Here is a 22,646-nt window from a genome sequence, read left to right on the forward strand (position 1 = left end):
CATGAATTTCCCCGAGCTCGAAATCGAGAACTTCCTCGCCATCACCTCTGCGAAGGTGGAGCTGGCGGATCGCGGCCTGGTGCTCATCCAGGGCGTGAACCACGACGACACCTCGACCCTCTCGAATGGCGCCGGCAAGTCGTCCATTCCCGACGCGCTGTGCTGGTGCTGGTTCGGCACGACGGCGCGCGGCGCATCCGGTGACGAGGTGATCAACGACATCGCCGGCAAGGGCACGCGCGTCATGTCCAAGCTGGTCGACGGCCACCTCACCTACACCGCGACCCGGCACCGCAAGCACAAGACCGGCAAGAACACCTTCACCCTGTCGGTGTTCGACGGCCTCAAGGAGACGAACCTCACCAAGGGCACTGAGAAACTCACCCAGGAGGTCGCCAACCAGATCATCGGCGCGTCCCTCGAGGTGTTCGCCGGCTCGATCTATGCCGGGCAGGAGCAGATGCCCGACCTGCCGGCGATGACCGACAAGCAGCTCAAGCTGCTGATCGAGGAGGCGGCCGGCGTGACCGCGCTCGAGGGCGCCTACAAGAAGGCCCGCGAGGATTTCAGCGCCGCCCAGGCCGTGCTCGGCGAGATCGATCTTGCCATCACCACGCTCGCCTCGAGCCTCACCTGGATCGAGGGGCAGATCGCCAGCACCCAGGCCGAGAGCGCCCGCTGGCTGACGAACCGCGACGCCCAGATCGAGCAGATGAAGACGCAGGCCGGCGCCATCGTCGCGAAGATCCGGGCGCTCGACATCGAGATGAAAAGCCTGCCCGACGCCGAGACGCTCAAGACGGCGATCGCTGGCCTCGACGCCCGGATCGGCGCCGTGAGCGCCGAGAACACCCGGCTGGCCGAACTGGAGCGCGAGGTCATGGCCGCCGCTCTGATGGAGAAGGCCAAGCGCAACCAGCTCAATGTCACCTCCCTGTCGCTGCAATCCGCGACCAAGGGGCTGGCCAATATCCGCCACCAGATCGGCTGCCCGTGCAGCAGCTGCGGGCGCCCGCTCACGGAAGCGGAGCTTGGCAGCACCACCCAGGCCCAGCAGGCGCGGATCGACGAGCTGAACGAGACCATCGCCACGCTCACCCGTGAGATTGGCGAGGCCGAGAACACGCACAAACGCGCGCAGGCGGCCGTCGACACGTTCAAGCTGTCGATGACCGATATCAGCGCGGCGAGCGCTGAGCGCGCGGCCCTGACGGCCGAAATGAACACCGTGAACGCAAAGCTGCACGAGCGCGAGACGCTGCTGGCCTCGGCCACGGTTGCGCGCGACCAGATAGTCGCCAAGGCAAAGGAGGCGTCCCCTCACCTCTCGCAACTGGCCAAGCTCGAGGCCGAGCGCACGGACGTCGCCGCCAAGATCGCGCTCAAGCAGAAGGTGCGCGCCGAGCAGGAGGCGAAGGTCGCCGTCGAGGCCGAGGTGGTGAAGGTCTTCGGCCCGGCCGGCGTGCGTGCGCACATCCTCGATGAGGTGACGCCTTTCCTGAATGCCCAGACCGCGCAGTATCTGTCGACCCTGTCGGATGGCAACATTGAGGCGATCTGGTCCACCCTGACCCCGAACGCCAAGGGCGAGCTCAAGGAGAAATTCTCCATCGACGTCGTGAACGCGACCGGCGGCAAGATCTTCAAGAGCCTGTCCGGCGGCGAGAAGCGCAAGGTCCGCGTCGCCACGGCGCTCGCCCTGCAGGACCTGGTCGCCACGCGCGCGAGCAAGCCCATCGACCTCTTCATCGGCGACGAGATTGACGATGCCCTGGATCCCGCGGGTATCGAGCGTCTGACGATGATCCTCGAGGACAAGGCTCGCGAGCGCGGCTCGGTCTTCGTGATCTCCCACAACGAGCTCAGCGACTATATCCGCCAGACGCTGGTGATCGAGAAGAAGGGCGGGAAGACCATCATCACGGGGAATGCCGCATGAGCATGATCGCGCCCCTTGTCTGGGAGGTAAGTGGCAGGTGGGAAACCGCCCGCACCTGCTTCGGCACCTATCAGGTCTGGAAGTCGGGCGATGAGTGGCGTTGGGGCTATTGCTTCGACGAATATCACGATGAAGATGACTTCTCCTGCGACAGCCTCGAGGAAGGCAAGCAGCTCGCTTGGGTTAATTGGTGCGAGCGTTTGGCGAAGTGCCTGACCCCTGAAGCCTGGGCGCTCTGCGCTCATCAGATTCCAGAGGTCGCATGAGCGGAAATCCGAACTGGCTCGAGGGTCTTTCCCACACGCCTCATCCCGACACCTGGTCCTACGACAAAGCCGGTGGCAACATCGTCTGTCCGTCGGCAAAAGGCGGCACCCGGCCGCTGATCGACATGCGCGGCTGGGGCTACCTCACTGGTCACGGCCATGGGGCGCTGGGCCTCACGCTCAAGGAAGGGCGCAAAGAGCAGGACGTGCTCGCCGAATTCCTGCTGCAGGCGTGCCGCGCGGCTGCAGCCAAACCGGAGGTGAAGCCGTGACCACGGCCAAATACGAGATCGAGGTGGTGCGCAAGATCCACGACAATGTCGGCGGGGAGCACCTGTTGGTCTGTGAGGATCGCGACGGGCTCGGCCTGGTGCGTATCGACGGCCAGAAGGAGTTCGGCGGCGAGATACAGATCGACCCTCACATGGCGCTCGAGCTGGCGAAGGCCATCGAGCTTTGCGCCAAGGAAATTCTGGAGAAGAGCGATGACCACTGAACCGCGCCCCATCAGCGAAGCCAAGAAGGACGGCACCGTCATCTTCGGCCTGGGTAAGGACGATGCCTGGCCGCAGCCGATGCGCTGGCTCACCTATGACGAGGCGACCGCGGAGGAGATCGGCGAGGATGGCTACTGGAGCTACGCGGAGGATCTCATCGGTGACGTCGCCGGCGATGCGAACCCGGTCGTGTTCTGGCCGATGTTCGAGTGGACGAAGGAGCAGCTCGGGCGCTGATAGCCCGGGCTATTCCCTAGCTGCATCTGCTATAATGTAAGTATGCACTAACTTTCGGTCTATCCAAGTGGGATATCTTCGCATGGCACGCGCCAAAACCGTCATCGACCCCGCCCTTAAGGCGCTCACCGAAGAGGTCGGCGCCGAACTCGTCCAGCTCGGCGGCGACATCTTCTCCGAGATCGAGCCCGCCGAGCCGATGACGGTTAAGTATCCCGACGGCGTCTACAAGAAGAAGCCGATCCTGCCCGGGCTCGAGTTCGCCCTGCGCTCTGTCTATGTCGGCGCCAGCGGCAAGACCATTTTCTGCTTCGAGCCCGAGGACGCCCAGGAATGGTCCCTGCTTGAGGTTCCGGCCGGCGAAGTCGATCACCGCTTCCCGCTATTCGGCTCGGTCGTGGCGAAGTTGTTCAACATCGCCACTGACGAGGAGGACTTCACCAATGTGTGGAAGCTCATCCTGTCCTCCGCCGCCGAGCGCAAGCAGAAGGCCCAGGAGGAGGCGCGCCAGGCCGAGAACCAGACCTATCGCGACAACCCGACCTTCGGCCGCTTCGGCTGACCCCGCATCCCAACCACGGAAATCCTATGTCCAAGGTTCTCATCGCCGGCCTCGACGGCTCCAAGACCAATTTCGGGGTCGCCCGGCTCCTGCTCGACATCGACACGCTGGAGCTGACGGTCGACGACCTGCTCCTCGTGAAGACCGAGAAGGACAAGAGCAAGCAGGTGCGCAAGAGCTCCGACAATCTCAAGCGTGCGCAGGAGATTGCCGTTGGTATCCGCCCGGCCCTGCAGGGCTGCGTCTCGGCCTTCATCGAGGTGCCGTCGGGCGGCCAGTCCTACGACGCGGTGCTCGGATTCGGCATCGTCATCGGTCTTTATGCCTCGCTGACCATCCCCACGATCGAGGTCTCGCCGGGCGAGACGAAACTCGCCTCGGTCGGCACCCGCACCGCCTCGAAGCAGGAAATGATCGAGTGGGCAGTCGAGAACTATCCCAAGGCGCCCTGGCGCGTGACCAAGCGCGGCGGCGTCATGGTGCCCACGCTCGACAACGAGCACCTCGCCGACGCCATCGCGATTGCTCATGCCGGCATCCGCACGCCGGCCTTCCGGCAGACGCTCGCCATTCTCACGGCGTCAAGCGCAAAGGCCGCGTGATCCGTAAATAATGCCCTGGAATATCAGTATGTAATCACATACTATCCGGGCCCTTTCGTTCTTTGCCGAGTGAAGCCTGACCATGCTTTTTGATCGCCAGATCACGCGACTGCCCGACCATTATCCACGGGCCCAGACCTTCATCGAAGCCATGCAGGATGGCTTCTGGACCGCCAAGAAGTTCCATTTCGACAGCGACAAGACCGACTTCGAGTTGAACCTGACCGAACAGGAGCGGGTGATGCTGACCCGCGTCCTCGCGGCGATCGCCCAGATCGAGGTCGCGGTGAAGAAGTTCTGGGTGCGCCTGGGCGATCACCTGCCGCATCCCTCGATCACCGACCTCGGCATCACCATGGGCTACATCGAGGTCATTCACAACAACGCCTACGAGAAGCTCCTCAAGAAGCTGGGCCTGACCCATGTCTTCGAGGAGAACATGAAGGTTCCCGCCCTCGCCGGCCGCGTGGGCTATCTGACCAAGCACAGCGAGCGCAACTATTCCGACGACCGCAGGCAGTTCATCTACTCGCTGATCCTCTTCACCCTCTTCGTGGAGAACGTGTCGCTGTTCAGCCAGTTCTACGTCGTTCTGAACCTGAACCGCTTCAAGGGCGTCCTCAAGGACACCGCCCAGCAGGTCAAATACACGCGCAACGAGGAGCTGCTCCACGCCCAGGCCGGCATGTGGATCATCAACACCCTGCGCGCGGAATACCCCGAGCTGTTCGACGAGGAGCTGGAGCGCAAGATCAAGCACGAGTGCCACGTCGCGCTCGGCGCGGAATGCGAGCTCATCAACTGGATGGTCGGTGACTACCAGGGTGAGAAGCTCAATGCGGAGCTGCTCAAGGGCTACGTCGCGCAGCGGCTGAACGAGAGCCTGGAAGGCATCGGCTACGAGCCGGTCTTCCACGTCACCGAGGAGGTCAAGAAGGAGACCTTCTGGATGACCGAGGGGCTGCTGGCGCCGGCCAAGGTCGACTTCTTCCACTCCGAGCCCACGGCCTACACGCAGGCCGACACCCCCGACGACGACAACTGGTGAGAGCCCCGATCATGCACGACCGTCCCGACTACGCCTATCTCAACGGGGTTGCGCTCAAGACCCTCTCGCGCGGCTATCTGCGCGAGGGCATTCTCGACAGCGAGCTCAAGACCGAGGCTATCAAGCGCCTCGACGTGATGATCTCCGCCGCCGAGAAGACGCTCGGCCGTGAGCTGCCCTGGGTCCGCACCGGCGTGAAGCGCGGCTGGGTCTCGCCCTCCTCGCCGGTCTGGAGCAATTACGCGGCCGGGCGCGGCCTGCCGATCTCCTGCAACGGCTCGTTCATCGCCGACAAGCGCTCGGCCATCCTGATGAAGGTCGCCGAGATCGGCGAGATGAGCGGGCGCGGCGCCGGCACCTCGGCCTATATGGGCGCTCTCCGCCCGTTTGGCGCGCCGATCTCCTCGGGTGGCCGGTCGGAAGGCCCGGTTCACTTCGCCCGGCTGATCCAGGAACAGGTCCAGGTCATCAGCCAGTCCAATGTGCGCCGCGGCAACTGCGCCATCTATCTCGACATCGAGCATGCCGACATCGACCGCTGGATGGAGATGCGCAAGATCGCCGGCGGCGAGCACCATGTGATCCAGCACCTGTCCTTCGGCGTGTGCATCGGCCGGCAGTGGTGGGCTGAAATGAAGGCCGAGGCCAAGGGCGGCCCGAAGCGCTCGCTCATGGCGCGGATCCGCAACAAGCGGCGCGAGAGCGGCTACCCCTACATCCTCTTCACCGACAACGCGAACGATGTCCGGCCGCAGGTGCTCAAGGACAAGGGGCTCAAGATCCACGCCTCCAACCTTTGCACCGAGATCATGAACCACTCGACGCCGGACGAGTCGTTCGTGTGCAACCTGTCGTCGGTCAATCTGCTCTGGTGGCATGAGTGGAAGAACACCCCGTTCATCCGGGAGATGATCTATTTCCTCGACGCGGTGCTCACTGAATACATCGAGAAGATCGAGGCGCTGCGCGACGAGGACCCGGAAGGCTTCCTGTTGATGGAGGCGGCCTACAACTTCGCCCGGCGCTGGCGCTCGGTGGGCTTGGGCGTGCTCGGCTATCACAGCCTGTTCCAGTCGAAGATGATCGCCTTCGAGAGCCAGGCGGCGCGCGACCTCAACATCGAGATCCATCGCTTTATCCGGCAGGAGTCCCACGCCGCGTCCCGCGCGATGGCCAAGGAATATGGCGAGCCGGAAGGTCTGGTTGGCACCGGCTACCGGCACATCAACCTGAACGCCATCGCGCCGACGACCAGCTCCTCGATCATCTGCGGGCAGGTGTCGCAGTCCATCGAGCCCTGGGACGCCAACATCTTCGAGAATGACAATGCCAAGGGTGTCTTCACCCAGCGCAACGTCCATCTGGAGGAGCTGCTGGAGAAGAAGGGCCACAACACGACCGAGGCATGGACCTCGATCCTGCAGGCCGGCGGCTCGGTGCAGCATCTGGACTTCCTGTCCGATCACGAGAAGGCGGTCTTCAAGACCTTCGTCGAGATCGACCAGAAGGAGATCATCATCCAGGCGGCCGATCGCCAGCGCTTCATCGACCAGGGCCAGAGCCTGAACATCAAGCTCCCGCCCGAGGCGACGATGAAGGAGGACATGGACCTGCTGTTCCTGGCGGAGGAGCTCGGCCTCAAGAGCCTCTACTACCGCAAGGGGCTCAACAAGGCGCAGGAGCTCGCCCGGGCGAACGCTTCCTGCCTGGCGTGCGAGGCGTGATCATGGCTGAGCCCATCAACAGCACCATCTCGCCCTGGATGCCTGAACAGGATCGGGTTCGGCTGGCCGTCCTTGGCAAGCTCGCAGAGGAGGCCGGGGAACTGGCCTCCCGCGCCGCCCGCTGCATCATTCAGGGCATCGACGAGACCGATCCCGACACCGGCCGCAGCAACGCCGACGAGCTCGGTCGGGAGATCGCTGATGTCATGGCCTGCGCCGCCGCGCTCGAAGCCCTTCTTCGCGTCAACTACAGCAAGCAGCGCGTCACCGACAAGGTGAGCGGCTTCGCCCGTTGGCATTGCATGATCCGGGAGCGCGATGCCAATGGCTGACTTCCACATCATGACCAAGCCTGGATGCACCTACTGCACCCAGGCCAAGGCGCTGCTCAAAGAGCGCGGCCACAGCTTCTCCGAGCTCCACCACCTCTCGGAGGAAGCCATCGAGGAGTTCAAGGCGCAGGGCTGGCGAACCTTCCCGCAGATCTTTCATGGCACCGTTCATGTCGGCGGGTTCGACCAGCTGGGCGCCTACCTTGCCGGCCTCGACACCGACGACTTCTGATTGACTCCCGGGCCGGCATGTTCCGTATATGTTCTCATGACGGAACAGGCCGAGCTCGGGATCATCTGTGTGGAGTGCGGCTGCGGCCGGCGCACCTGGCTGCGCGACAGCGAGATCAATTTCACCCCGCCTGAGCGCTTGGTGGGGCGTTTGCGTTGCCAGGGCTGCGGATCCCGCGACGTCAGTCTCCTGCGCCCATGGAAGGCAGCTCTTAACGATCCCCTCTTCGGCGAGGCTACCTTTAAGATCGAGGTCTGGAACGACGCCGGGATGCGGCTCGAGGAGTTGGTGGCGACATCTTCCGGCTCCATTGTCGCCCATGCGGCCTATGACGCGGCATTGATCGCCCGGCCCAATCGCTACATCACCCTGCGCCAACGGGCGCGCGTGCTGCGAAAGAGCAGAGACGGCTGAAACAATCTCGACACCCTGCATCAACCCAAACTCGCACGCGCTATAACGTAAGTAAGCACATACATTAAAGCGAGCGCAGAGAATGAGCGACGAGACCGCCCAGAGCGACTTCGAGACCATGATGGCCATGCCAGGCACGTTCGTCTTCGGCGAGAACCAGGTCGCCATGCTGGCGGCCGTCGTGGCGAACATGGGCGCGATCGCTTTTGCCCATCGGGCGAAAGCCGAGACCTTCCGCGATGCGAGCACCGGCGAGCTGGACCGCGACGCGCTGTTCATGGACGCCGACACGGTGCGCCTCCTGCTGCCGAGCTCGGACGACGCGATCGGCCTGATCGGCGTCATTCATCACGTCATGACCAAGCTGGGCGAAAGCCACGGCTTCGATCCGGAGCAGGTGATGCTGTCGCTTCCGACCGTCACCGGCGCCAAGCACGCCGCGCGTGTGACCGAGCTGCTGAACCACAACAACAGCCAGCTGCAGGAGAACCGCAATCAGCGGGCGGTGATCCGCGATCTTCTCAAGGCGCTCCAGGACGGAAACACCAACGACACTCTGGAAGAAGCGATGGCGCGCGCGAAGGAGCTCATCGGTGCGTAGGCGGCCCAGACGCTGGTTCACGAACCTCTTCTTTCACGACTGGAGCGCCGAGCCGCCGGTCGATCAGGTCATCGACCTGCTCAAGGACATCCGGATTCTCCTGCTCCTCATTCTCATCTTCGGGGTCATCACATGATCGAGCGCCGTATCACCACAGGCCCGACACCGCCTCAGAACGCCGAGCGCCACGATTCTCTGAAGGAGATCGCCGGCCGGCTGGTGAAGCTGTCCTATCGCGACATGCTGACATTCGCGGCGCTGGTTAGCCAGGACAAGCCTTCGGGCGAGGTCGCCCAGAGCCTGCTCGTCGCGGCCGACCGGCTCCTCAAGGACTGATCCATGAGTGACGAGAAGGCATTCACCGGGCCGCCCATGCACCCCGACGACAAGCGGGCGCTCAAGCGGTTCATGACCGGCCAGATCCAGAACATCCTCGCCAATGAATACGGCGTCGGCGGCTCGAAGCGGCTCAAGAGCATCGTCGAGGATGCGGTTCGCGCCGAGGTCGCTCGTCGGACGAAGTTCATGGAGGAGCCGGCGTTTCTCGAGCGCATGGCTGGCGCGCTAGTGACAGGCTATCGCACCGGCAAGAACCGCGAAGATGCTGCCAAGCTAATGGCGCAGATCGCTCGCGAGGAGATGAAGCTCGCGATCAAGGAGGTGGTCGGCGAGGCAGCCTCCCGCCTGCACATCACCCTCTCCATTGAGGCGCCTCCACCGGCCCCTGACGAGCCGCCGAAGCCCGACAACTTCGCCCGTTTCTGATTTTCCAGATCACAGGACACCCCGTGACCACGATCTCCTCCACCACCATTCTGCGCTCGCGCAATCTGGCGAAGCCCGACAAGGTGCTCTCGACCCTGCTGCTGCGCTATCCGCGGTTCATCCATGCCGAGTTCATGACGCACCGGGTCATGACCCGGAATGCTGCCTCGAGCCGCGCGATCCCGATCAAGAAGCTGATCCAGGACGTGGTCGACAATCCGGTCGTGCCGCTGTTCTGGGGCAAGAACCAGCCCGGCATGCAGGCTGGCGAGGAATGCACGAGCGAGGTCGGTGTTCGGAATGTTCACCTCGACTATGACGAGGAGAATACCTTCGGCCGGACGCATGACCTGGTATCGCGCGAAGCGGCCTGGCTCGAAGCTCGCGCCCATGCCGTGGAAGCTGCACAGGCATTCGCCGACGCCGGCTACCACAAGCAGATCGTCAACCGCCTGCTCGAGCCCTTCGCCCATATCACCGTGCTCGTGAGCTCGACGGAGTGGGAGAACTTCCTCGAACTGCGCGACGATCCGGCCGCCGAGCCGCACATTCAGGTGCTGGCGCGCGAGATCCGCAAGTGCCTCGAGGACGAGAGCACGATCCAGGATCTTAAGCCGGGTGAGTGGCACCTGCCGTTCATCACCCCGGAGGAGCTCGCAAGCACCAAGCGCGGCTCGCCGACCGATCCGCTGATGTTCCCGGGTCATGACGTTATCCAGCTGTCCGCCGCCCGGTGCGCCTCAACCTCCTTCAAGACGGTCGACGGGTTCGACATGACGTTCGAGAAGGCGGAGGAGATCTTCGACAAGCTGGTGACGTCGAAGCCGATCCATGCCTCGCCGTTCGAGCATGTCGCCGAAGCCGACGCCTTCTATGCCGACAAGAGCCGTTGGGCGACGCCGCAGCAGCACGGCAACTTCGTCGGCTTCCGCCAGTATCGCCACATGCTCTGAGGCGATGGCGATGCAGGTGATCAACGACTTTCACATCGAGCTGGAGCAGCGCGCCGACGGTTCCTATGCGCGCATGCTCGACGCCGAGACCGACGAAGTGATCTTCGACTGGTCCGGTCCCCACTCCAACTTCGACGCCGCCCAGGCGGCTATCCGTCAGTCCCTCGAGCAGATCGCCGTCGCCCGCGCGAAGGCCATCCTCGGCATCAAGTGAGTATCAACATGGGTGGGAACACCAAGAGCATCATCAATGTCGGCTACAAGCGCCTGCGCCCGGACGCGCAGATGCCGCTCTACGCCACGGCCGAGGCCGCCGGCGCCGACCTCTTCGCCGTCGAGGACGTGACGCTGACGCCCGGCAAGCGCGCCCTCGTGAGCACCGGCATCTCCATCGAGCTCGATCCCGGCTTTGAAGCCCAGATCCGGCCGCGCTCCGGTCTTGCCTTCAAGCATGGCGTCACCGTGCTCAATGCGCCGGGCACGATCGACAGCGACTACCGCGGCGAGCTCAAGGTGCTGCTGATCAACCACGGCGACACGATCTTCGGCATTCGCGCCGGCGACCGCGTCGCCCAGCTGGTGATCGCGCCGGTCACGACCGCGCATTTCTTCCACGTCGACGAGGATCTCTCCACCACCGACCGCGGCGAAGGCGGTTTCGGCTCGACGGGCGCCTGACATGCCGGAGCTCTCACAGGAGATCAGTCGGGCGATTGCCCTCAAGAAGGGGAACAACGAGTTCGCGCTGTTCTTCTTCGGCCCGGACCAGTGGACGGCGGAGATTGGCAACACCAGCCACTACGTCAACCTCGGCGAGTCCTCCGGCGAGCTCGTCGGCGCCGGCAAGACGCCAGAGCTCGCCGTCGCCGACCTTCTGCGCCAGCTGGGAGGTTGATCGTGCTCTATGGCCTGGCCGGCTCATCCGGCACTGGAAAGACCACGCTCGCCAAGCGCATCGCCGCGGAGCTGGACATCACCTATATGCCCACCTCGATCACGGAGTGCGCCAAGCGGCACGGCTTCGACCCCGTCGGCATTCTTTCGCTCCAGGATCGGATCGTCCTGCAGCTGCATCTGCTGCAGGACCACCTCGACATGCTCGACGCGGCACCGCGGCCGCTCATCGTGGACCGCACGCCGATCGACTTCATCGGCTACATGATGGCCGAGGTCGACATGAACTCGCATCTGCGCCTCTCCGCAGAGGAGATCGAGCGGATCGAGCAATACAAGCGCCTGTGCCAGACCGCAGCGGTCAAGCACTACGACGCCATCTTCATGCTCGGGCAGCTCGACACCTATGAGGTGGCGAACACCCGGCCGGCGGCCAACCGCGCCTATCAGACCCACTCGCAGCTGGTGATGCTGGGCGCGCTGACGGAACTGTCGGGGAGGCTCGACCACGTCGTTCTGCGCGTGACCGACCTCGAGCAGCGGGTGGAGTTTCTGCACGACACCATCGCCAAGCGCCTGGATGAGATCCAGACGCTGCACAAGTCGACGCCTTACATTCACTGAGTATTTCCTCGCGCATCCTTCTGCGTCCCAAAGCAGATAGCGCTATAAAAGAAATGCAGTGAGCGCATACTTAAGCGCACAGACGACTAACAACGCGACAAAGCATCGCCCCAACCGGAGAATTACATGGACACCAATGCGAATGGCGCCGACGTGCGCAAGCCGATGACGATCGCCGAACTGGAGGCCGAACACGAGGCGGGCGCAAAAGCTCATGCCGAGCGGGTGGAAGCGCACAAGCGCCGTGAAATGCTCGAGCAGATCGTGGAGCTGAAAACGCAGTTCGCCGGCCGGCGCGAGAAGCTCAAGGACGAGCGGAAGGCGATGAAGACGAAGGCTGGCCACCTCAAGGCGGCGCTCGACTTCCTCGCGAGCGTCGAGAATGACGAGCTGACGACCGACCAGCTTCGGGAAGTGCGCAAGATCGCCTCGAACCTGGCGGCGGGTCACGAGAATGGCGTGGCGCCGGGCGAGATCGATGCCCGGCCGATGTCCTTGGCTGAATTCTCGGGGCTTACGATCAACCTCGGCAAGATCCTCCCCGGCGAGCTCCGCTTCGCCCACCGCTGATCGGCTTCTCACCGAAGCGCAAACGTCAGCGTCAGGCGTGACGGCGGGGAGAGCACCCGCATCCCATTCGATTTCGGGAAGAGCGAGATGGCAGAGCAAGAGGGCATGACCCGCACCGCCCTATTCGCCAAGAGCAAGCAGAAGCCCAAGCCGGTGCAATACAGTCACTCCTATGCGGAGATCGTGACGCTCTCGACCCGCGCCATGTTCGCCGAGAAGCGCCTGATCGAGCGCACCCTGACGATGGAGAGCCTGAAATATCTCTAGGCGCGGATCAGTCGAGCTCGCTCACACACGCGGCCCAACGGTAGGGAACGCCGGGCTCGCGAACGCAGTCGATATTAGCAGTTCCGAGCTGCGCAGCGATAACAACGGCGATTGCAAAACTGATCGCAAGTAAAAAGGTGAGCTGCAGATGCGTCATTACACCCCTTTCCTCCCCAAGGCCCGCCTGGGTTGTATCCGTAACCGTCCCCGGTTATGGTGTCAATAAGAGGGGACGGTTATGGAGGGGAGAATTGACAGAATTTCCGGGGACGGATAGTCGGACTCGCATGGGTCGTCCGCCATTGCATGTGAAGGAAACCAAGGTTCGTCTGACCGACGAACAGCGCGCTCGCATTGAAGCGCTCGTGGGTCCCAATCGAATGGCGACATTCATCCGTGAGGCGGTTGAAGAAAAGCTCAAGCGGGAAGAAGCGCCGCGGCGCTCCGAGAACAAGGACTCTGCCTGTTGATGCTGGTCTCCGGGCCAACAGGCATTTGAGACGAGCGGCGGCCTCTTAGGCAGTGAAGTGAAGCCAGAGGCGACTTCTGCTCCAAGGATGGAGCAACGTTAGAGCTCGCCGCTCTCCAATTCTGACACGGTCTAACAGGACAGGGCGGCAGGCCGGATCAGCTCCCTGCCCTGCTCCGAACCAAGGCGCCGTGCCAGAGGGGTGCGTGCGGGGAAGAGTATCGCGTCCCGCACGCACCCAATCCCATCAAAAGATCCAGCATCGAAATCGAAGCGACCTGACGCATCCCAACGTGCGCAGCGCTATAAGTATGTCATCACTTATTCAGCGCTCGCGACAAGCGTATGGAGAAAGCAATGGAAGTCAGCGTCACCAGCGAACCCGCATCGCACGTCATTCTCGGCGGCCAGGTGTCGGGCGCCTTCAACATCGAGCAGTCCGCCCACGGGTTCCGCATCCTTTCCGACACTCTCTACCGCGACAAGATCCGCGCCGTGGCGCGCGAGTATCTGTGCAACGCCTATGACTCGCACATCGTCGCTGCCAAGCCCGAGCACCCTGTCGAAGTGACGCTGAACGACACCACGCTGACCATCTCCGATCAGGGCGTCGGCATCCCCGACGACCAGATCATCAACGTCTACTGCACGCTTTTCGGCTCCACCAAGCGCGCCGATGAGCGCCAGACTGGTGGCTTCGGACTCGGCTCGAAGGTTGGCTTCGCCTACACCGGCCACTTCCAGGTCACGAACCACCACGCCGGCGTCAAGACCATCTATGTGATGCACGTCGGCGGCGCCGTCTCCGAAGGCAAGCCGGTCTGCCAGAAGATGGTCAGCCTGCCGACCGAGCGCACCGGCGTCGACGTCTCCATCGAGCTGAAATCCAAGGACGACGCCTTTCGGTTCCGTCAGAACATCCGGCGGCTGGCCTACGAGGGTGGCATCCCGGTGAAGCTCAACGGCGAGCTGCTGCCGGTCGTCGATTACGCTGCTCTTGAGGCGCGCGGCTACGGGCTCGTTCGAGGCGAAAGCGACTACGGCACCGGCGTCTTCGTGCGTGTCGGGCAGGTCCGATACCCGATCGATGCCCACCTTGACCTCGATGAGAACGTGAGGAAGGCGCAGGATCTCACCCTGGCCGGCTACGACCTTGTGCTGATGCCGCCTGTTGGCACCGTGCGGCCCACGCCCTCGCGCGAGAGCATCTCCTACGAGGAAGACACGATCAGGGTCATCAATGACCTGCTCGCCCGCTTCGTCCGTGACGTTGACGGCCGCAAGAGCGGCGCCCGGCGCCGGGCCATACTCGGCGCGATGAAAGAGCGGACGCTGCTCGAGGTGACCCGCGACACGACGAAGAGCTTCTCCAAGAGCGCCTCGCCTCCCGTGGTCTGCGATCCGACTGAGATCGCGAATATCCGCGCCGAGAGAGCCATGAATAATGGGGAGAGCCCGAAGGGTATCGAACTGTTCCATGCCACCTGCGCCACCTTCCCGGGTGCGCGGCGCTATTGGCGCTTTGTGTCGACCTATCGGCACGCGCCGAACCGGCCCCAGAAGAAGAACGCCCGACGTGTTTATCAGCGGGCCCAGTTCGACCGCGCCGGCTATATCAAGCGTCGGGTCCTGCGCCTTGCGGCCATTGCGGGGATCAACCCCAAGAACATCTTCGTTCGGGAATCCGACACGAGCTCTCTTTCCTCTTTCCTGCGGGCGGAGCCCAAGCGCAGGGAGGGTGAATACAACTCGCGCGCCGAGAGGCGCGCCGCCTACTATAACCAGCTTCGCTCTATCACCATTCACGTTGCTGACGTTCGCGCCGGCACCGGGGTCGCGGGCCCGGGCTTCTACTTCATCCAGAAGGACTCCTGTCAGGCGCTGGGACAGCTGCAGGCGCTCGCCATCAAGTGGGACGTTTTGGTCCGGCGGATCGCGAAGCCGGTCTATGAGCGCAAACCGCGCGTCCCGAAGGCCGAGAGGCCGCCCAAGCCCGAACCCGCGGCGCATCTGTTCTCGACCGTGACGCTGAAGGCAGGTGATCGCGGCGGTGGTGGTGAATTCGCCTTCGCCTATAGCGTTCAGCAGATGCCGGTGCCGACCACCTATGTCCGGCTGCCGCACGTTCAGCGGGACTTCGCGCGCTGTTTCCTCACCCCCTCGCGCTATTTTCCCCGGCAGCTCCAGCGGCTCAAACCGCTGTTCGGGGATGTCGCCGTCGTCAGGACGAAGGCTGATGAACGCCGGATTGAGGAGTTGAAGACGCCGAGGCTCGTCGACGTCCTGCTCGATTATCTGGAGCGGAAGTCCAAGCGTCCCGCGCTGGCCGCTCGGCGCGCACTGGCTCTTCAGCGCTACAGCGGCGACGGTCTTAACGGAAGCACCGCTCGCATCAACATGCTGCACCATTCGATGCAGTCGGCTCTGGCGACCTTCGGCATTTTCGAGACCGTGCCCGAGGCTGACGAGCAGCTCTTTGCCGCCTGGCAGATGGCATTCAGCCTCTTCGACCGCAGCAGGTATTACCGGCAGACCAGCGTCTGCGACCTGCTCGGCGTCGGGAAGGATGAAGAGGCGCGCTTCGCCACCATCACTGCGGCCGTCGACAAATCCGGGGTGTTGAAGCTGACCGGCACCGACGAGCACATCATGCCGCTGCTGACTGTCGCCGGCGGCAACCTCTCTGTCAGCGACCACACCATGCCGGCCCTGCTGTCCTTCTTGAAGCACAGCCACCGGACCCTCACACCCGCTCTCAAGAAGGCAGCCTGATATGTCCACCATCATTCATGTGGCTGGCGCCCTCGTCAGCACCAACGGCGTCACGCTGTTCAAGGCCGACGGCACCTCCTCCGTCTATTCGAGCGACGCCTATGAGACGGCGCGGGTGCTGGAGAAGGTGATGATGCCGCTGGCCCGCGGCGAGATCCCGGTTACGATCGACATGGCCGAGTTTTCGCTCCAGGCGGCGCTGACGGCCGCGATCCCGAACGCCATCATTGAGACGCAAGCGGACGGCACCGAGGCGCTGGTCGTCGGCACGGGCGAGAACAAGATCGAGGTGGCTAATCCCAAGCGCCTCGAGAAGCAGATGGAGCATGCGCTCCACGGGAAGAACGCCAAGGGGTTCAAGCGCTTCCTGAAGGAGTTCGCCAAGCTCAACCATGCGCACACGGTCGACGAGCTGCTGGGTTTCATGGAGACCGGCGATCTGCCGATCTGCAACGACGGCTCGATCCTGGTCTACAAGTTCCTGGACCGGCGCGAGGACGGCGAATTCTTTGTCGACAAGCACACTGGCAAGGTGAAGCAGAGGCTCGGCTCGCGCGTGTCGATGCCCTCGAGCCGCGTTAGCACCAACCGGCGCGAAGCCTGCGGCAGCGGCCTGCACGTCTGCTCGCACCGCTATGGCAGCTACGGCAACACCCTCTTCCTGGCCAAGGTCTCGCCGGCGGATGTGATCACCGTGCCGAAAGGCGAGAATTCCAAGATGCGTGTGTGCGCCTATCACCTGGTCGCGCAGCTGCCCGACGAGCTCTACCGGGTGGTCGCCAATCGCCAGTCGCTCATGACGAACGAGGAAGGCCGCAAGCTCGTCGAGCGGATCATCAATGGCGATCACACGCCGGTCCTCGAGGACGTCAAGGTCGGCGGCAGCACCTACGAGAACAAGGACACGAAGATCGCGACGCGCAAGCTGCCCAAGCCCAAGAAGCTCGTGAAGACCAAGGGCGTGAAGGTGAGCGTGTCGGAAGCGGCCTCGGCGAAGTCGAAGATCACGCCCACAACGGTGCGTGCCCAGCTCGCCACTGCTGCGATGACTGGCGACTATTCCGCCGCGATCAACGCCCCGGCGCCGAGTCCCGCGGCCGCCGGTGGTGCCTACGAGGCCAAGCTCGCCAAAGCGCAGGATCTCTACAACGCCGGCAAGTCGATCCGCGAGATCTCCAAGGAGCTCTCCATGTGCCGCAAGAGCCTCTCGCGCAATCTCCGCACGAAGTGAGCCGAGGAGGCCAGCCCATGCGCCGCGTCATTCAGCACGCCGGTTCCCTCCTCTGCGCCCTGCTGACGATCGGCATCGTCGTCGCGGGTCTCTCCATTCTCGAAGCGATGCGCCGCGCCCCCATCGACTGCAGCGCCAGCTTCTCGACCAAGGAAATCTGCAAGTGACCACCCAGAACATCGTAAACGACCAGGGCGAGCTCGTCGGAGAGCGTCGCATCGACCCCATCTATGGCGCCGTGCTCTCCGAGGAGCCGATCGCCGTCGGGCGCAGCACCGCCCTCACGGCCCTCGAGCGTGACGAACGCTATCGCAACACCGAGGCTCCCATCACCTACAGCTACGAGGTGTTCCAGAAGCCGCCCCGCGCCGGCCGCTACATGCACACCTCGAACGGGAAGAAATACTACCCGCTCGATCCCCGTGCCGAGGAAGTGCATATCGAGGTCGTCGCCCATCACCTGGCGACCCGCGCGCGCTACAACGGCGCGACCCAGCATCCCGAGTTCGAGGACCGGATCTTCTATTCCGTCGCCGAGCACTCGGTCCTCGTCTCCCACTACATCGAGTCAGTGCTCGGAAAGCCGGAGTTCGCCCTCGAAGGGCTGCTGCACGACGGCTCGGAAGCCTATAATGGCGACCTGATCCGGCCGCTGAAATACGACCCGGCCTTCCGCGCGCCGTTCCAGCATGTCGAGGCGCTGAACGAGATCGCCGGCGCCCAGCGGTTCAATCTGCTCTACCCCTACCCGGACGTGGTGAAGATCGCCGACGAGGCCGTCACTGCCGCCGAGGTCGAGCAGATCATCGTGACGGACCCGGCCGAGGACTGGTCCGGCAAGCTGCATGACGACAGCCGCGTCGCGCCGTTCCGGATCGACATGCTGCTGCCCTTCGCCGCCAAGCAGCTGTTCCTGCGGCGCTATGAGCAGATCATGAAGACCCGGCATCTTTACCGCGCAGTCCCAAGCGCGCTCGCGCTATAATGTAAGTATGCGCTAACATCAGGAGCACGCATGCGAAGCGCCGACGACTGGCCGAGCCATGCCGAGGAGCTCGGCCGCAAGAGCCTCGAGGTGCTCGAGAAGTGGATGAAGGCTTACAACGCCGGGAAGATCACCCGGCGCGAGCTCTACATCCTTGTCTCGGGCCTCTACGACGCGATCAGCGGCCTGGCACCCAACGCGGATCTCGACGTCATCGGCGCGGTTCATCAGGAGCTGCGCACCAATGGCTAAGAAGTTTCTGAAGGACCGCTGGATCAAGGACGCGATCTCGCGCCGCTACATCATCCCGCGCGAGGACGGCACCATCCTGCGCTGCACGCGGGCTGATCCGGTCACCGGCTTCCCGCTGTCCGAGGACTACCGGGAGATCGTGGTCCAGGTCCACAAGAAGTCGGGCCGGGTCTATTTCAACATGACCTACCGGGGCTTCACCAAGTCGTTGCTGGTCAACCGGGTGATCGCCCTCGCCTTCCTGCCGAACCCGTTCAACCTCCCGCAGGTGAACCACATCGACGGCAACAAGGAGAACAACGCGCTGCGTAACCCGGACGGGACGATGCAGCTTGAATGGTCCTCCGGCTCCGACAACGAGAAGCACGCACACCGCACCGGCCTCAAGTCCGGCCGCGGCTCGTCGAACGCCAATGCGAAGCTCGCACCGCACCAGGTGCTCGAGATCCGCTCCTCCATCGATCCCGTGGACGTGCTGATGCGCCGGTATGGCGTCAGCCGCTCCACGCTCAACAACATCCTCAAACGGAAAACCTGGACGCACATCTGATGAAGAAGATCCTGATCGTCACCTCCGTCACCATCATCGCTCTCGGCCTCGCTGGCTGCGAGGATGGCTCCTATTTCAGCCCCAACACCACGCAGATGAAGTCCGACAAGGTCGGCCGCCTCGAAGCGACCGGCGAGGACGTGCGCGTCTACGAGTTCACGCCGCAGACCGCTCCGAAGAAGCAGTGCGCCTTCGTCGCCGGCGAGAACAAGGGCGGCCTCGTCTGCTGGGATAAGTGATGACCAGTGAATGGAAGCTCGGCGACCGTGTCGCTATCAGCCCGTCGAGTGAATGGCACGCCGACTGGCGGGATTGGGCCGGCTATGTCTGCGAGCTCCATATGTGCCCAAGCGGCAAGATCGACGTTGGGGTCAGCAATCACTATCCGCCCAAGCACCTTGGCGACATCACGGACGGCTTTGAGCCGGTCGACCTGATTGCTGCTCCCGCTGACGAAGCGGCCGGCGCGCAGGCTCAAGAACCCAGGAGCACGTTATGATCCTCGCCGGCGTCGACATCGAGACAACCGGCCTGCTGGCCGCCGATCACCGGATCATCGAGGTCTATATCGGCCTCTGGAACGGCAGCACCAAGGTGTTCAGCTTCGAGCAGCGCATCGACCCGCAGCGCGGCATCGCGGCCGACGCCCAGCGTGTCCACGGCATCAGCGCGAGCGACCTCATCGGGAAGCCCACCTGGGACACGGTCGGGCCTGCGGTCTTCAAGGTCCTCAACAAGGCGTCGATGTTCGTCTGGCACAATGGCGACGAGTTCGACGGTCCCTTCCTTGATCAGGAGCTCAAGCGCATCGGCCTGGAGCTGCCCAAGCGGCCGGCGATCGACACCATGGCGAACGGCATATTCGCCACGCCCGATGGCAAGAAGCCGCGCCTTTCCGAGCTCTGCTTCGCCGCCGGCATTCCCTACGACGCCGCCCAGGCCCACGCCGCTGCCTATGATGTGGACGTGATGATGGAGGCGTTTCTGCGTATCCAGTCCTGGGGCGAGCACTTCCAGCTGCCTGCGCTGCAGGAAGGGATCTCTCTTGCCGCATGACAATCCTGCCGCGTTCCAGAGCGCGAGCGTCTATATTCAAAACATCAGCGAAGACAAGAAGATAGACGCAATCAGCAAGGAGTTGAACGCGATGCCGCAGACCCAGAATGCCACTGTGACCGTCGGCGCCGCCGACATCGAAGCGCTGGATATGGCGCTTATGGATCTCGACCTGTCCGATGCCTCGGCCGGCGCCGATGAGGCACCCCTCGAGGAGGTCGTGGAGGACGACGACGAGGTGGTCGAGCAGACGGCCGAGCCGGTCGTTCATGCCGGCGCCGTCCTCAATCCGGACGAACTGACCGACCTCGACATCGCCATCGAGCGTGCCGAGGTCTACGAGAACCAGACCGCGACGGTCGGCGGCGACCCGACCGCGACCACGCCGGCGGCTGCCAAGAGCGCGAAAAGCGCCAAGAGCTCCAAGAAGCCCAGCACCGGCGCGGCGAGCACCCCGCGGACCCCGCGCGATCTGTCGGCGGTCGCGCCCGAGTTCTTCGCGCTGCTGACGGATCTCGATCCGGCGATCGACATGACCGCCTACAAGGCCGGCGTGATCTCCACTCGGCCGACCCAGGTGAAGGTCGCCGAGAAGTTCGACAACCTCTTCCAGGCGCTCAGCGTCGGCAAGGCGCCGTCGAGCTACGTCATGATCGCCTTCAAGCTGCTGGATGAGAAGAAGACCGTCTCCTCGAGCGACATCATCGGCGCCTACAAGGCGTCCGGTCTCGGCGAAGGCACGGCGCGCTCGCAGTGCGGCCAGATCATGAACCTCTTCGCGACGGTGGCGATCGCGTCCCGGGTCGGCCAGGTGCTGACCCTGAACGACAAGAGCGCCCTCGCCCAGCGCATCCGCGACCTCAAGTAGACGAGGTCGCGCCGGGCGTCAGTGAGTTCCGCTCCGTCTCACTGACGCCCTCCCCGCATCCCAATCCTTCGAGGACATCATGTGTGAATGGAAAGTGCCCGTGGCATCCGTCACGGCAGGCACCCGGCTCGTCTGTGACAACGGCTTCTCCTGCCTGGAAGATGGGCAGGTCGTCGAGGTGCTGGCTGACGCCGATGGCAGCCTTTATGTCGATTGCGGCGGCCCTGAGCGGCATCACCACTACATCGATGGCCAGCTGACCGTCGACGGCACACATTACGTCGGCTTCAAGCTCGAGACCGTGGGCACTCCGTCCAGTGACCGCTCTCCCGTTTTCGTCTTCGGCTCGAACCTCGCCGGCCGACATGGCGCCGGCGCTGCTCTGTTTGCCTATCAGCACCGCGGTGCTGCTCTGGGCGTTGGCACCGGCATGACCGGCAACTCCTACGCCATTCCGACCAAGGATGAGCGCATTCGGACCCGTGGTCTGGTGGAGATCGAGCGGTCGGTCATCGAGTTCATCCGCTTTGCCGAAGCGCACCCGGAAATGACGTTTCAGCTGACGCCGATCGGCTGCGGTCTCGCCGGCTACAAGCCCGAGCAGATCGCGCCGATGTTCAAGGGCGCGCCGGCGAACGTGCTCATTCCCCAGGAGTTCGCGGCCGTCCTGTCCGGCGCGTGACCAGCACAGAGTGTTTCACATGAGCTACCGCATTCATCGCGGGATTGGCTACGGCATGCCGTGGGCCAAATTCAATGAGCTGACCGCCCTCCCGAGAGACGAGAATGGCGCCTCCGAGAGCCTGTATTCCGTGTTCGGGTCGGCGACGGATGAACAGCTGACCGTGCCGGATGAGCACTACAAGGAGCTTTTCTATGGCGAGTCTCGCAGGCCCGTCATTCTCGAGAAGCGCCTGCTGTCCGAGACCTTCACCAATGGCGGCCGCGAGAAGGCGGAGATCGTCTCAGGTCATCAGCTCTTTCAGATCGTCTCCACGCCCGATGATACAGAGCACGTCATGTTCTTCCCCAACGCCGACTACGGCCGGCGCTGGTATCGCTGGGATGACATGCTCGACTACCAGTTCGAGGCGTATCGCGACAGCGTGCCGGAAGGTGACGTGGTCAGCCGCGGCGACTCGTGCCCGCCCCGAGATTTCGCCAACTACCTGCCTTACGGCCACTACCCCTTCGCCAACGACCTGATGCTCGCCGACGGCACGCCAGTGGCCTGGAATCATTTCACCATCGTCGAGCGGCACCCGGAATGGCTGCCGGCCGTGCCGAGCGAGATCCGCTGGTATCTCCAGAAGCTCGGCGTGCTGACCGACGCGGGTGTTAACGAGCTGCGCCCGCTGCTCGCGCAGTGGTGGGGCTGAGCATGCGAACGCTGGCGGAGGCGATTCTGGCCTTTTGGGTATGGCTCACGGAACCCTACAGCGCCAACTGCCCAGCGTGCGAGCGGCGCGGCGAACCCTGTGAGGACTGCAAATGGCACCAGGCAATCAAATGAGCACCGAAGGTATCTCCGCCGATCCCGCGCCAGCGCCGGCAAAGACCGCTTCCAGACTCACCATGCGGTGCTCGTATTGCGACAGCGAGAACGTCATGCGCGATGCCTGGGCCACCTGGAGCGTCGAGGACCAGAGCTGGTGCCTCGGCAATGTGTTCGATGCCGCCTTCTGTGAGGACTGCGAGAACGACACCAAGATCGTCGAGGGGGTGATTGGCTCGCAGGAGGGTCAAGCCGATGGCTGAGCGGCGATACGTGGTCGCCTATGGCGACCTCCTGTCCCGTGCCGTTGAGCGCGCGCCGGAAAGCTACGGCGACAATCTTCTGACACGCGCGGAGGCGGCTCAGCGCATCGTCGAGGAAATGGACTCAGCGATCGCCTGGGCCCGGGAATCTCGCCGCAAGGCCATGCGTGTCCTGCGG

General features: G+C 63.6%; 39 protein-coding genes. 38 read left to right on the plus strand and 1 reads right to left on the minus strand.

Going from position 1 to position 22,646, the window contains the following annotated elements; translation table 11 throughout:
* The first annotated feature begins 1 nt into the window (after nucleotide 1).
* From BLO63_RS19590 to BLO63_RS19690, 23 genes are all read left to right on the plus strand, one after another.
* Nucleotides 2–1,939 carry an AAA family ATPase gene (locus BLO63_RS19590; RefSeq protein WP_162841856.1) on the plus strand — a complete coding sequence of 646 codons (1,938 nt, stop codon included), beginning with the start codon at nucleotides 2–4 and terminating at the stop codon, nucleotides 1,937–1,939.
* Nucleotides 1,936–2,205, plus strand: a complete 270-nt coding sequence (locus BLO63_RS19595; protein ID WP_091444279.1) for a hypothetical protein — start codon at nucleotides 1,936–1,938, stop codon at nucleotides 2,203–2,205. Before BLO63_RS19590 ends, BLO63_RS19595 begins: the two co-directional genes overlap by 4 nt.
* Complete coding sequence (locus tag BLO63_RS19600) at nucleotides 2,202–2,477, plus strand: hypothetical protein (RefSeq protein WP_091444282.1); 276 nt, start codon at nucleotides 2,202–2,204, stop codon at nucleotides 2,475–2,477. The genes BLO63_RS19595 and BLO63_RS19600 overlap by 4 nt, the downstream gene beginning before the upstream one ends.
* Complete coding sequence (locus BLO63_RS19605) at nucleotides 2,474–2,701, plus strand: hypothetical protein (RefSeq protein WP_091444286.1); 228 nt, start codon at nucleotides 2,474–2,476, stop codon at nucleotides 2,699–2,701. Before BLO63_RS19600 ends, BLO63_RS19605 begins: the two co-directional genes overlap by 4 nt.
* Entirely contained in the window at nucleotides 2,691–2,939 is a 249-nt protein-coding gene (locus BLO63_RS19610; protein WP_091444288.1) for a hypothetical protein, read from the plus strand. Before BLO63_RS19605 ends, BLO63_RS19610 begins: the two co-directional genes overlap by 11 nt.
* An 82-nt stretch (nucleotides 2,940–3,021) precedes the next feature.
* Complete coding sequence (locus BLO63_RS19615) at nucleotides 3,022–3,501, plus strand: hypothetical protein (RefSeq protein ID WP_091444291.1); 480 nt, start codon at nucleotides 3,022–3,024, stop codon at nucleotides 3,499–3,501.
* Nucleotides 3,502–3,527: 26 nt separating this feature from the next.
* On the plus strand, nucleotides 3,528–4,103 hold the full coding sequence (locus tag BLO63_RS19620; protein WP_091444294.1) for a RuvC family protein: 576 nt from the start codon (nucleotides 3,528–3,530) through the stop codon (nucleotides 4,101–4,103).
* An 82-nt stretch (nucleotides 4,104–4,185) separates the two neighbouring features.
* Nucleotides 4,186–5,151 carry a ribonucleotide-diphosphate reductase subunit beta gene (locus tag BLO63_RS19625; protein WP_091444296.1) on the plus strand — a complete coding sequence of 322 codons (966 nt, stop codon included), beginning with the start codon at nucleotides 4,186–4,188 and terminating at the stop codon, nucleotides 5,149–5,151.
* An 11-nt stretch (nucleotides 5,152–5,162) separates the two neighbouring features.
* Nucleotides 5,163–6,875, plus strand: coding sequence for a ribonucleoside-diphosphate reductase subunit alpha (locus BLO63_RS19630; RefSeq protein WP_091444299.1), 1,713 nt, complete (start codon nucleotides 5,163–5,165; stop codon nucleotides 6,873–6,875).
* Between the two features lie 2 nt (nucleotides 6,876–6,877).
* On the plus strand, nucleotides 6,878–7,207 hold the full coding sequence (locus BLO63_RS19635) for a hypothetical protein (RefSeq protein WP_091444302.1): 330 nt from the start codon (nucleotides 6,878–6,880) through the stop codon (nucleotides 7,205–7,207).
* Nucleotides 7,200–7,439: a glutaredoxin domain-containing protein gene (locus BLO63_RS19640; RefSeq protein ID WP_091444305.1), complete on the plus strand. Its 240-nt coding sequence runs from the start codon at nucleotides 7,200–7,202 to the stop codon at nucleotides 7,437–7,439. The genes BLO63_RS19635 and BLO63_RS19640 overlap by 8 nt, the downstream gene beginning before the upstream one ends.
* A 36-nt stretch (nucleotides 7,440–7,475) precedes the next feature.
* Entirely contained in the window at nucleotides 7,476–7,853 is a 378-nt protein-coding gene (locus tag BLO63_RS19645) for a hypothetical protein (RefSeq protein ID WP_091444307.1), read from the plus strand.
* 82 nt (nucleotides 7,854–7,935) lie between these two features.
* A complete protein-coding gene (locus BLO63_RS19650; protein WP_091444310.1) occupies nucleotides 7,936–8,454 on the plus strand; it encodes a hypothetical protein in 519 nt (172 codons plus the stop codon).
* Nucleotides 8,447–8,590, plus strand: coding sequence for a hypothetical protein (locus BLO63_RS21170; RefSeq protein ID WP_162841857.1), 144 nt, complete (start codon nucleotides 8,447–8,449; stop codon nucleotides 8,588–8,590). The genes BLO63_RS19650 and BLO63_RS21170 overlap by 8 nt, the downstream gene beginning before the upstream one ends.
* Nucleotides 8,587–8,790, plus strand: coding sequence for a hypothetical protein (locus tag BLO63_RS19655; RefSeq protein ID WP_091444311.1), 204 nt, complete (start codon nucleotides 8,587–8,589; stop codon nucleotides 8,788–8,790). The genes BLO63_RS21170 and BLO63_RS19655 overlap by 4 nt, the downstream gene beginning before the upstream one ends.
* Nucleotides 8,791–8,793: 3 nt before the next feature.
* A complete protein-coding gene (locus BLO63_RS19660) occupies nucleotides 8,794–9,219 on the plus strand; it encodes a hypothetical protein (protein ID WP_091444314.1) in 426 nt (141 codons plus the stop codon).
* Nucleotides 9,220–9,242: 23 nt separating this feature from the next.
* Nucleotides 9,243–10,172 carry an FAD-dependent thymidylate synthase gene (locus BLO63_RS19665; protein WP_091444316.1) on the plus strand — a complete coding sequence of 310 codons (930 nt, stop codon included), beginning with the start codon at nucleotides 9,243–9,245 and terminating at the stop codon, nucleotides 10,170–10,172.
* Nucleotides 10,173–10,182: 10 nt separating this feature from the next.
* Nucleotides 10,183–10,386: a hypothetical protein gene (locus BLO63_RS19670; protein WP_091444319.1), complete on the plus strand. Its 204-nt coding sequence runs from the start codon at nucleotides 10,183–10,185 to the stop codon at nucleotides 10,384–10,386.
* Between the two features lie 8 nt (nucleotides 10,387–10,394).
* Complete coding sequence (gene dut / locus BLO63_RS19675; protein WP_091444321.1) at nucleotides 10,395–10,850, plus strand: dUTP diphosphatase; 456 nt, start codon at nucleotides 10,395–10,397, stop codon at nucleotides 10,848–10,850.
* Between the two features lies 1 nt (nucleotide 10,851).
* Complete coding sequence (locus BLO63_RS21175) at nucleotides 10,852–11,067, plus strand: hypothetical protein (RefSeq protein WP_162841858.1); 216 nt, start codon at nucleotides 10,852–10,854, stop codon at nucleotides 11,065–11,067.
* Between the two features lie 2 nt (nucleotides 11,068–11,069).
* Nucleotides 11,070–11,690: an AAA family ATPase gene (locus BLO63_RS19680; protein ID WP_162841859.1), complete on the plus strand. Its 621-nt coding sequence runs from the start codon at nucleotides 11,070–11,072 to the stop codon at nucleotides 11,688–11,690.
* A gap of 126 nt (nucleotides 11,691–11,816) precedes the next feature.
* Nucleotides 11,817–12,260: a hypothetical protein gene (locus tag BLO63_RS19685; RefSeq protein ID WP_091444325.1), complete on the plus strand. Its 444-nt coding sequence runs from the start codon at nucleotides 11,817–11,819 to the stop codon at nucleotides 12,258–12,260.
* An 87-nt stretch (nucleotides 12,261–12,347) separates the two neighbouring features.
* Nucleotides 12,348–12,527, plus strand: a complete 180-nt coding sequence (locus tag BLO63_RS19690) for a hypothetical protein (protein WP_091444327.1) — start codon at nucleotides 12,348–12,350, stop codon at nucleotides 12,525–12,527.
* Nucleotides 12,528–12,534: 7 nt separating this feature from the next.
* On the opposite strand, the gene BLO63_RS21180 is transcribed toward BLO63_RS19690, so the two are convergent.
* Nucleotides 12,535–12,684, minus strand: coding sequence for a hypothetical protein (locus BLO63_RS21180; RefSeq protein ID WP_162841860.1), 150 nt, complete (start codon nucleotides 12,682–12,684; stop codon nucleotides 12,535–12,537).
* A gap of 130 nt (nucleotides 12,685–12,814) precedes the next feature.
* Between BLO63_RS21180 and BLO63_RS19695 the strand changes: the two genes are divergently transcribed.
* The 15 genes from BLO63_RS19695 to BLO63_RS19755 all read left to right on the plus strand — a co-directional run.
* On the plus strand, nucleotides 12,815–12,997 hold the full coding sequence (locus tag BLO63_RS19695) for a hypothetical protein (protein ID WP_091444330.1): 183 nt from the start codon (nucleotides 12,815–12,817) through the stop codon (nucleotides 12,995–12,997).
* Between the two features lie 356 nt (nucleotides 12,998–13,353).
* On the plus strand, nucleotides 13,354–15,768 hold the full coding sequence (locus BLO63_RS19700) for an ATP-binding protein (RefSeq protein ID WP_162841861.1): 2,415 nt from the start codon (nucleotides 13,354–13,356) through the stop codon (nucleotides 15,766–15,768).
* 1 nt (nucleotide 15,769) lies between these two features.
* Nucleotides 15,770–16,999 (plus strand): hypothetical protein, encoded by a 1,230-nt coding sequence (locus BLO63_RS19705; protein WP_091444334.1) that lies wholly within the window; start codon nucleotides 15,770–15,772, stop codon nucleotides 16,997–16,999.
* Nucleotides 17,000–17,016: 17 nt separating this feature from the next.
* Entirely contained in the window at nucleotides 17,017–17,166 is a 150-nt protein-coding gene (locus tag BLO63_RS21185; RefSeq protein WP_162841862.1) for a hypothetical protein, read from the plus strand.
* Nucleotides 17,163–17,984, plus strand: coding sequence for a hypothetical protein (locus BLO63_RS19710; RefSeq protein ID WP_091444337.1), 822 nt, complete (start codon nucleotides 17,163–17,165; stop codon nucleotides 17,982–17,984). The genes BLO63_RS21185 and BLO63_RS19710 overlap by 4 nt, the downstream gene beginning before the upstream one ends.
* 30 nt (nucleotides 17,985–18,014) lie before the next feature.
* The gene (locus BLO63_RS19715; RefSeq protein ID WP_091444339.1) at nucleotides 18,015–18,236 is read left to right on the plus strand and encodes a hypothetical protein; all 222 of its coding nucleotides are present in this window, start codon (nucleotides 18,015–18,017) and stop codon (nucleotides 18,234–18,236) included.
* Nucleotides 18,229–18,786 (plus strand): helix-turn-helix domain-containing protein, encoded by a 558-nt coding sequence (locus BLO63_RS19720; protein WP_091444342.1) that lies wholly within the window; start codon nucleotides 18,229–18,231, stop codon nucleotides 18,784–18,786. The genes BLO63_RS19715 and BLO63_RS19720 overlap by 8 nt, the downstream gene beginning before the upstream one ends.
* Complete coding sequence (locus tag BLO63_RS19725) at nucleotides 18,786–19,025, plus strand: hypothetical protein (RefSeq protein ID WP_091444343.1); 240 nt, start codon at nucleotides 18,786–18,788, stop codon at nucleotides 19,023–19,025. The genes BLO63_RS19720 and BLO63_RS19725 overlap by 1 nt, the downstream gene beginning before the upstream one ends.
* Nucleotides 19,025–19,285 (plus strand): hypothetical protein, encoded by a 261-nt coding sequence (locus tag BLO63_RS19730; RefSeq protein ID WP_091444346.1) that lies wholly within the window; start codon nucleotides 19,025–19,027, stop codon nucleotides 19,283–19,285. The genes BLO63_RS19725 and BLO63_RS19730 overlap by 1 nt, the downstream gene beginning before the upstream one ends.
* A complete protein-coding gene (locus BLO63_RS19735; protein WP_091444349.1) occupies nucleotides 19,282–19,842 on the plus strand; it encodes a 3'-5' exonuclease in 561 nt (186 codons plus the stop codon). Before BLO63_RS19730 ends, BLO63_RS19735 begins: the two co-directional genes overlap by 4 nt.
* Complete coding sequence (locus BLO63_RS19740; protein ID WP_091444350.1) at nucleotides 19,832–20,710, plus strand: hypothetical protein; 879 nt, start codon at nucleotides 19,832–19,834, stop codon at nucleotides 20,708–20,710. The genes BLO63_RS19735 and BLO63_RS19740 overlap by 11 nt, the downstream gene beginning before the upstream one ends.
* A gap of 100 nt (nucleotides 20,711–20,810) precedes the next feature.
* The gene (locus BLO63_RS19745; RefSeq protein ID WP_244517984.1) at nucleotides 20,811–21,392 is read left to right on the plus strand and encodes an A1S_2505 family phage non-structural protein; all 582 of its coding nucleotides are present in this window, start codon (nucleotides 20,811–20,813) and stop codon (nucleotides 21,390–21,392) included.
* Between the two features lie 19 nt (nucleotides 21,393–21,411).
* A complete protein-coding gene (locus BLO63_RS19750) occupies nucleotides 21,412–22,089 on the plus strand; it encodes a hypothetical protein (RefSeq protein ID WP_091444353.1) in 678 nt (225 codons plus the stop codon).
* Between the two features lie 229 nt (nucleotides 22,090–22,318).
* Nucleotides 22,319–22,468 (plus strand): hypothetical protein, encoded by a 150-nt coding sequence (locus BLO63_RS21190; protein WP_162841863.1) that lies wholly within the window; start codon nucleotides 22,319–22,321, stop codon nucleotides 22,466–22,468.
* On the plus strand, nucleotides 22,461–22,646 hold a 186-nt coding region (locus tag BLO63_RS19755), incomplete at its 3' end, for a hypothetical protein (protein WP_143007099.1). The genes BLO63_RS21190 and BLO63_RS19755, both read left to right, overlap by 8 nt.

This window comes from Ancylobacter rudongensis (assembly GCF_900100155.1).
GTDB lineage: Bacteria > Pseudomonadota > Alphaproteobacteria > Rhizobiales > Xanthobacteraceae > Ancylobacter > Ancylobacter rudongensis.

Excerpts from the sequence above, each read along its gene's own strand:
- BLO63_RS19590 (WP_162841856.1), top strand. The coding sequence starts at position 2 with ATGAATTTCCCCGAGCTCGAAATCGAGAACTTCCTCGCCATCACCTCT.
- BLO63_RS19595 (WP_091444279.1), top strand. The coding sequence starts at position 1,936 with ATGAGCATGATCGCGCCCCTTGTCTGGGAGGTAAGTGGCAGGTGGGAA.
- BLO63_RS19600 (WP_091444282.1), top strand. The coding sequence starts at position 2,202 with ATGAGCGGAAATCCGAACTGGCTCGAGGGTCTTTCCCACACGCCTCAT.
- BLO63_RS19610 (WP_091444288.1), top strand. The coding sequence starts at position 2,691 with ATGACCACTGAACCGCGCCCCATCAGCGAAGCCAAGAAGGACGGCACC.
- BLO63_RS19615 (WP_091444291.1), top strand. The coding sequence starts at position 3,022 with ATGGCACGCGCCAAAACCGTCATCGACCCCGCCCTTAAGGCGCTCACC.
- BLO63_RS19620 (WP_091444294.1), top strand. The coding sequence starts at position 3,528 with ATGTCCAAGGTTCTCATCGCCGGCCTCGACGGCTCCAAGACCAATTTC.
- BLO63_RS19625 (WP_091444296.1), top strand. The coding sequence starts at position 4,186 with ATGCTTTTTGATCGCCAGATCACGCGACTGCCCGACCATTATCCACGG.
- BLO63_RS19630 (WP_091444299.1), top strand. The coding sequence starts at position 5,163 with ATGCACGACCGTCCCGACTACGCCTATCTCAACGGGGTTGCGCTCAAG.
- BLO63_RS19635 (WP_091444302.1), top strand. The coding sequence starts at position 6,878 with ATGGCTGAGCCCATCAACAGCACCATCTCGCCCTGGATGCCTGAACAG.
- BLO63_RS19640 (WP_091444305.1), top strand. The coding sequence starts at position 7,200 with ATGGCTGACTTCCACATCATGACCAAGCCTGGATGCACCTACTGCACC.
- BLO63_RS19645 (WP_091444307.1), top strand. The coding sequence starts at position 7,476 with ATGACGGAACAGGCCGAGCTCGGGATCATCTGTGTGGAGTGCGGCTGC.
- BLO63_RS19650 (WP_091444310.1), top strand. The coding sequence starts at position 7,936 with ATGAGCGACGAGACCGCCCAGAGCGACTTCGAGACCATGATGGCCATG.
- BLO63_RS19655 (WP_091444311.1), top strand. The coding sequence starts at position 8,587 with ATGATCGAGCGCCGTATCACCACAGGCCCGACACCGCCTCAGAACGCC.
- BLO63_RS19660 (WP_091444314.1), top strand. The coding sequence starts at position 8,794 with ATGAGTGACGAGAAGGCATTCACCGGGCCGCCCATGCACCCCGACGAC.
- BLO63_RS19670 (WP_091444319.1), top strand. The coding sequence starts at position 10,183 with ATGCAGGTGATCAACGACTTTCACATCGAGCTGGAGCAGCGCGCCGAC.
- dut (WP_091444321.1), top strand. The coding sequence starts at position 10,395 with ATGGGTGGGAACACCAAGAGCATCATCAATGTCGGCTACAAGCGCCTG.
- BLO63_RS21175 (WP_162841858.1), top strand. The coding sequence starts at position 10,852 with ATGCCGGAGCTCTCACAGGAGATCAGTCGGGCGATTGCCCTCAAGAAG.
- BLO63_RS19685 (WP_091444325.1), top strand. The coding sequence starts at position 11,817 with ATGGACACCAATGCGAATGGCGCCGACGTGCGCAAGCCGATGACGATC.
- BLO63_RS19690 (WP_091444327.1), top strand. The coding sequence starts at position 12,348 with ATGGCAGAGCAAGAGGGCATGACCCGCACCGCCCTATTCGCCAAGAGC.
- BLO63_RS21180 (WP_162841860.1), bottom strand. The coding sequence starts at position 12,684 with ATGACGCATCTGCAGCTCACCTTTTTACTTGCGATCAGTTTTGCAATC.
- BLO63_RS19695 (WP_091444330.1), top strand. The coding sequence starts at position 12,815 with ATGGGTCGTCCGCCATTGCATGTGAAGGAAACCAAGGTTCGTCTGACC.
- BLO63_RS19700 (WP_162841861.1), top strand. The coding sequence starts at position 13,354 with ATGGAAGTCAGCGTCACCAGCGAACCCGCATCGCACGTCATTCTCGGC.
- BLO63_RS19705 (WP_091444334.1), top strand. The coding sequence starts at position 15,770 with ATGTCCACCATCATTCATGTGGCTGGCGCCCTCGTCAGCACCAACGGC.
- BLO63_RS21185 (WP_162841862.1), top strand. The coding sequence starts at position 17,017 with ATGCGCCGCGTCATTCAGCACGCCGGTTCCCTCCTCTGCGCCCTGCTG.
- BLO63_RS19715 (WP_091444339.1), top strand. The coding sequence starts at position 18,015 with ATGCGAAGCGCCGACGACTGGCCGAGCCATGCCGAGGAGCTCGGCCGC.
- BLO63_RS19720 (WP_091444342.1), top strand. The coding sequence starts at position 18,229 with ATGGCTAAGAAGTTTCTGAAGGACCGCTGGATCAAGGACGCGATCTCG.
- BLO63_RS19725 (WP_091444343.1), top strand. The coding sequence starts at position 18,786 with ATGAAGAAGATCCTGATCGTCACCTCCGTCACCATCATCGCTCTCGGC.
- BLO63_RS19730 (WP_091444346.1), top strand. The coding sequence starts at position 19,025 with ATGACCAGTGAATGGAAGCTCGGCGACCGTGTCGCTATCAGCCCGTCG.
- BLO63_RS19735 (WP_091444349.1), top strand. The coding sequence starts at position 19,282 with ATGATCCTCGCCGGCGTCGACATCGAGACAACCGGCCTGCTGGCCGCC.
- BLO63_RS19750 (WP_091444353.1), top strand. The coding sequence starts at position 21,412 with ATGAGCTACCGCATTCATCGCGGGATTGGCTACGGCATGCCGTGGGCC.
- BLO63_RS21190 (WP_162841863.1), top strand. The coding sequence starts at position 22,319 with ATGCGCGATGCCTGGGCCACCTGGAGCGTCGAGGACCAGAGCTGGTGC.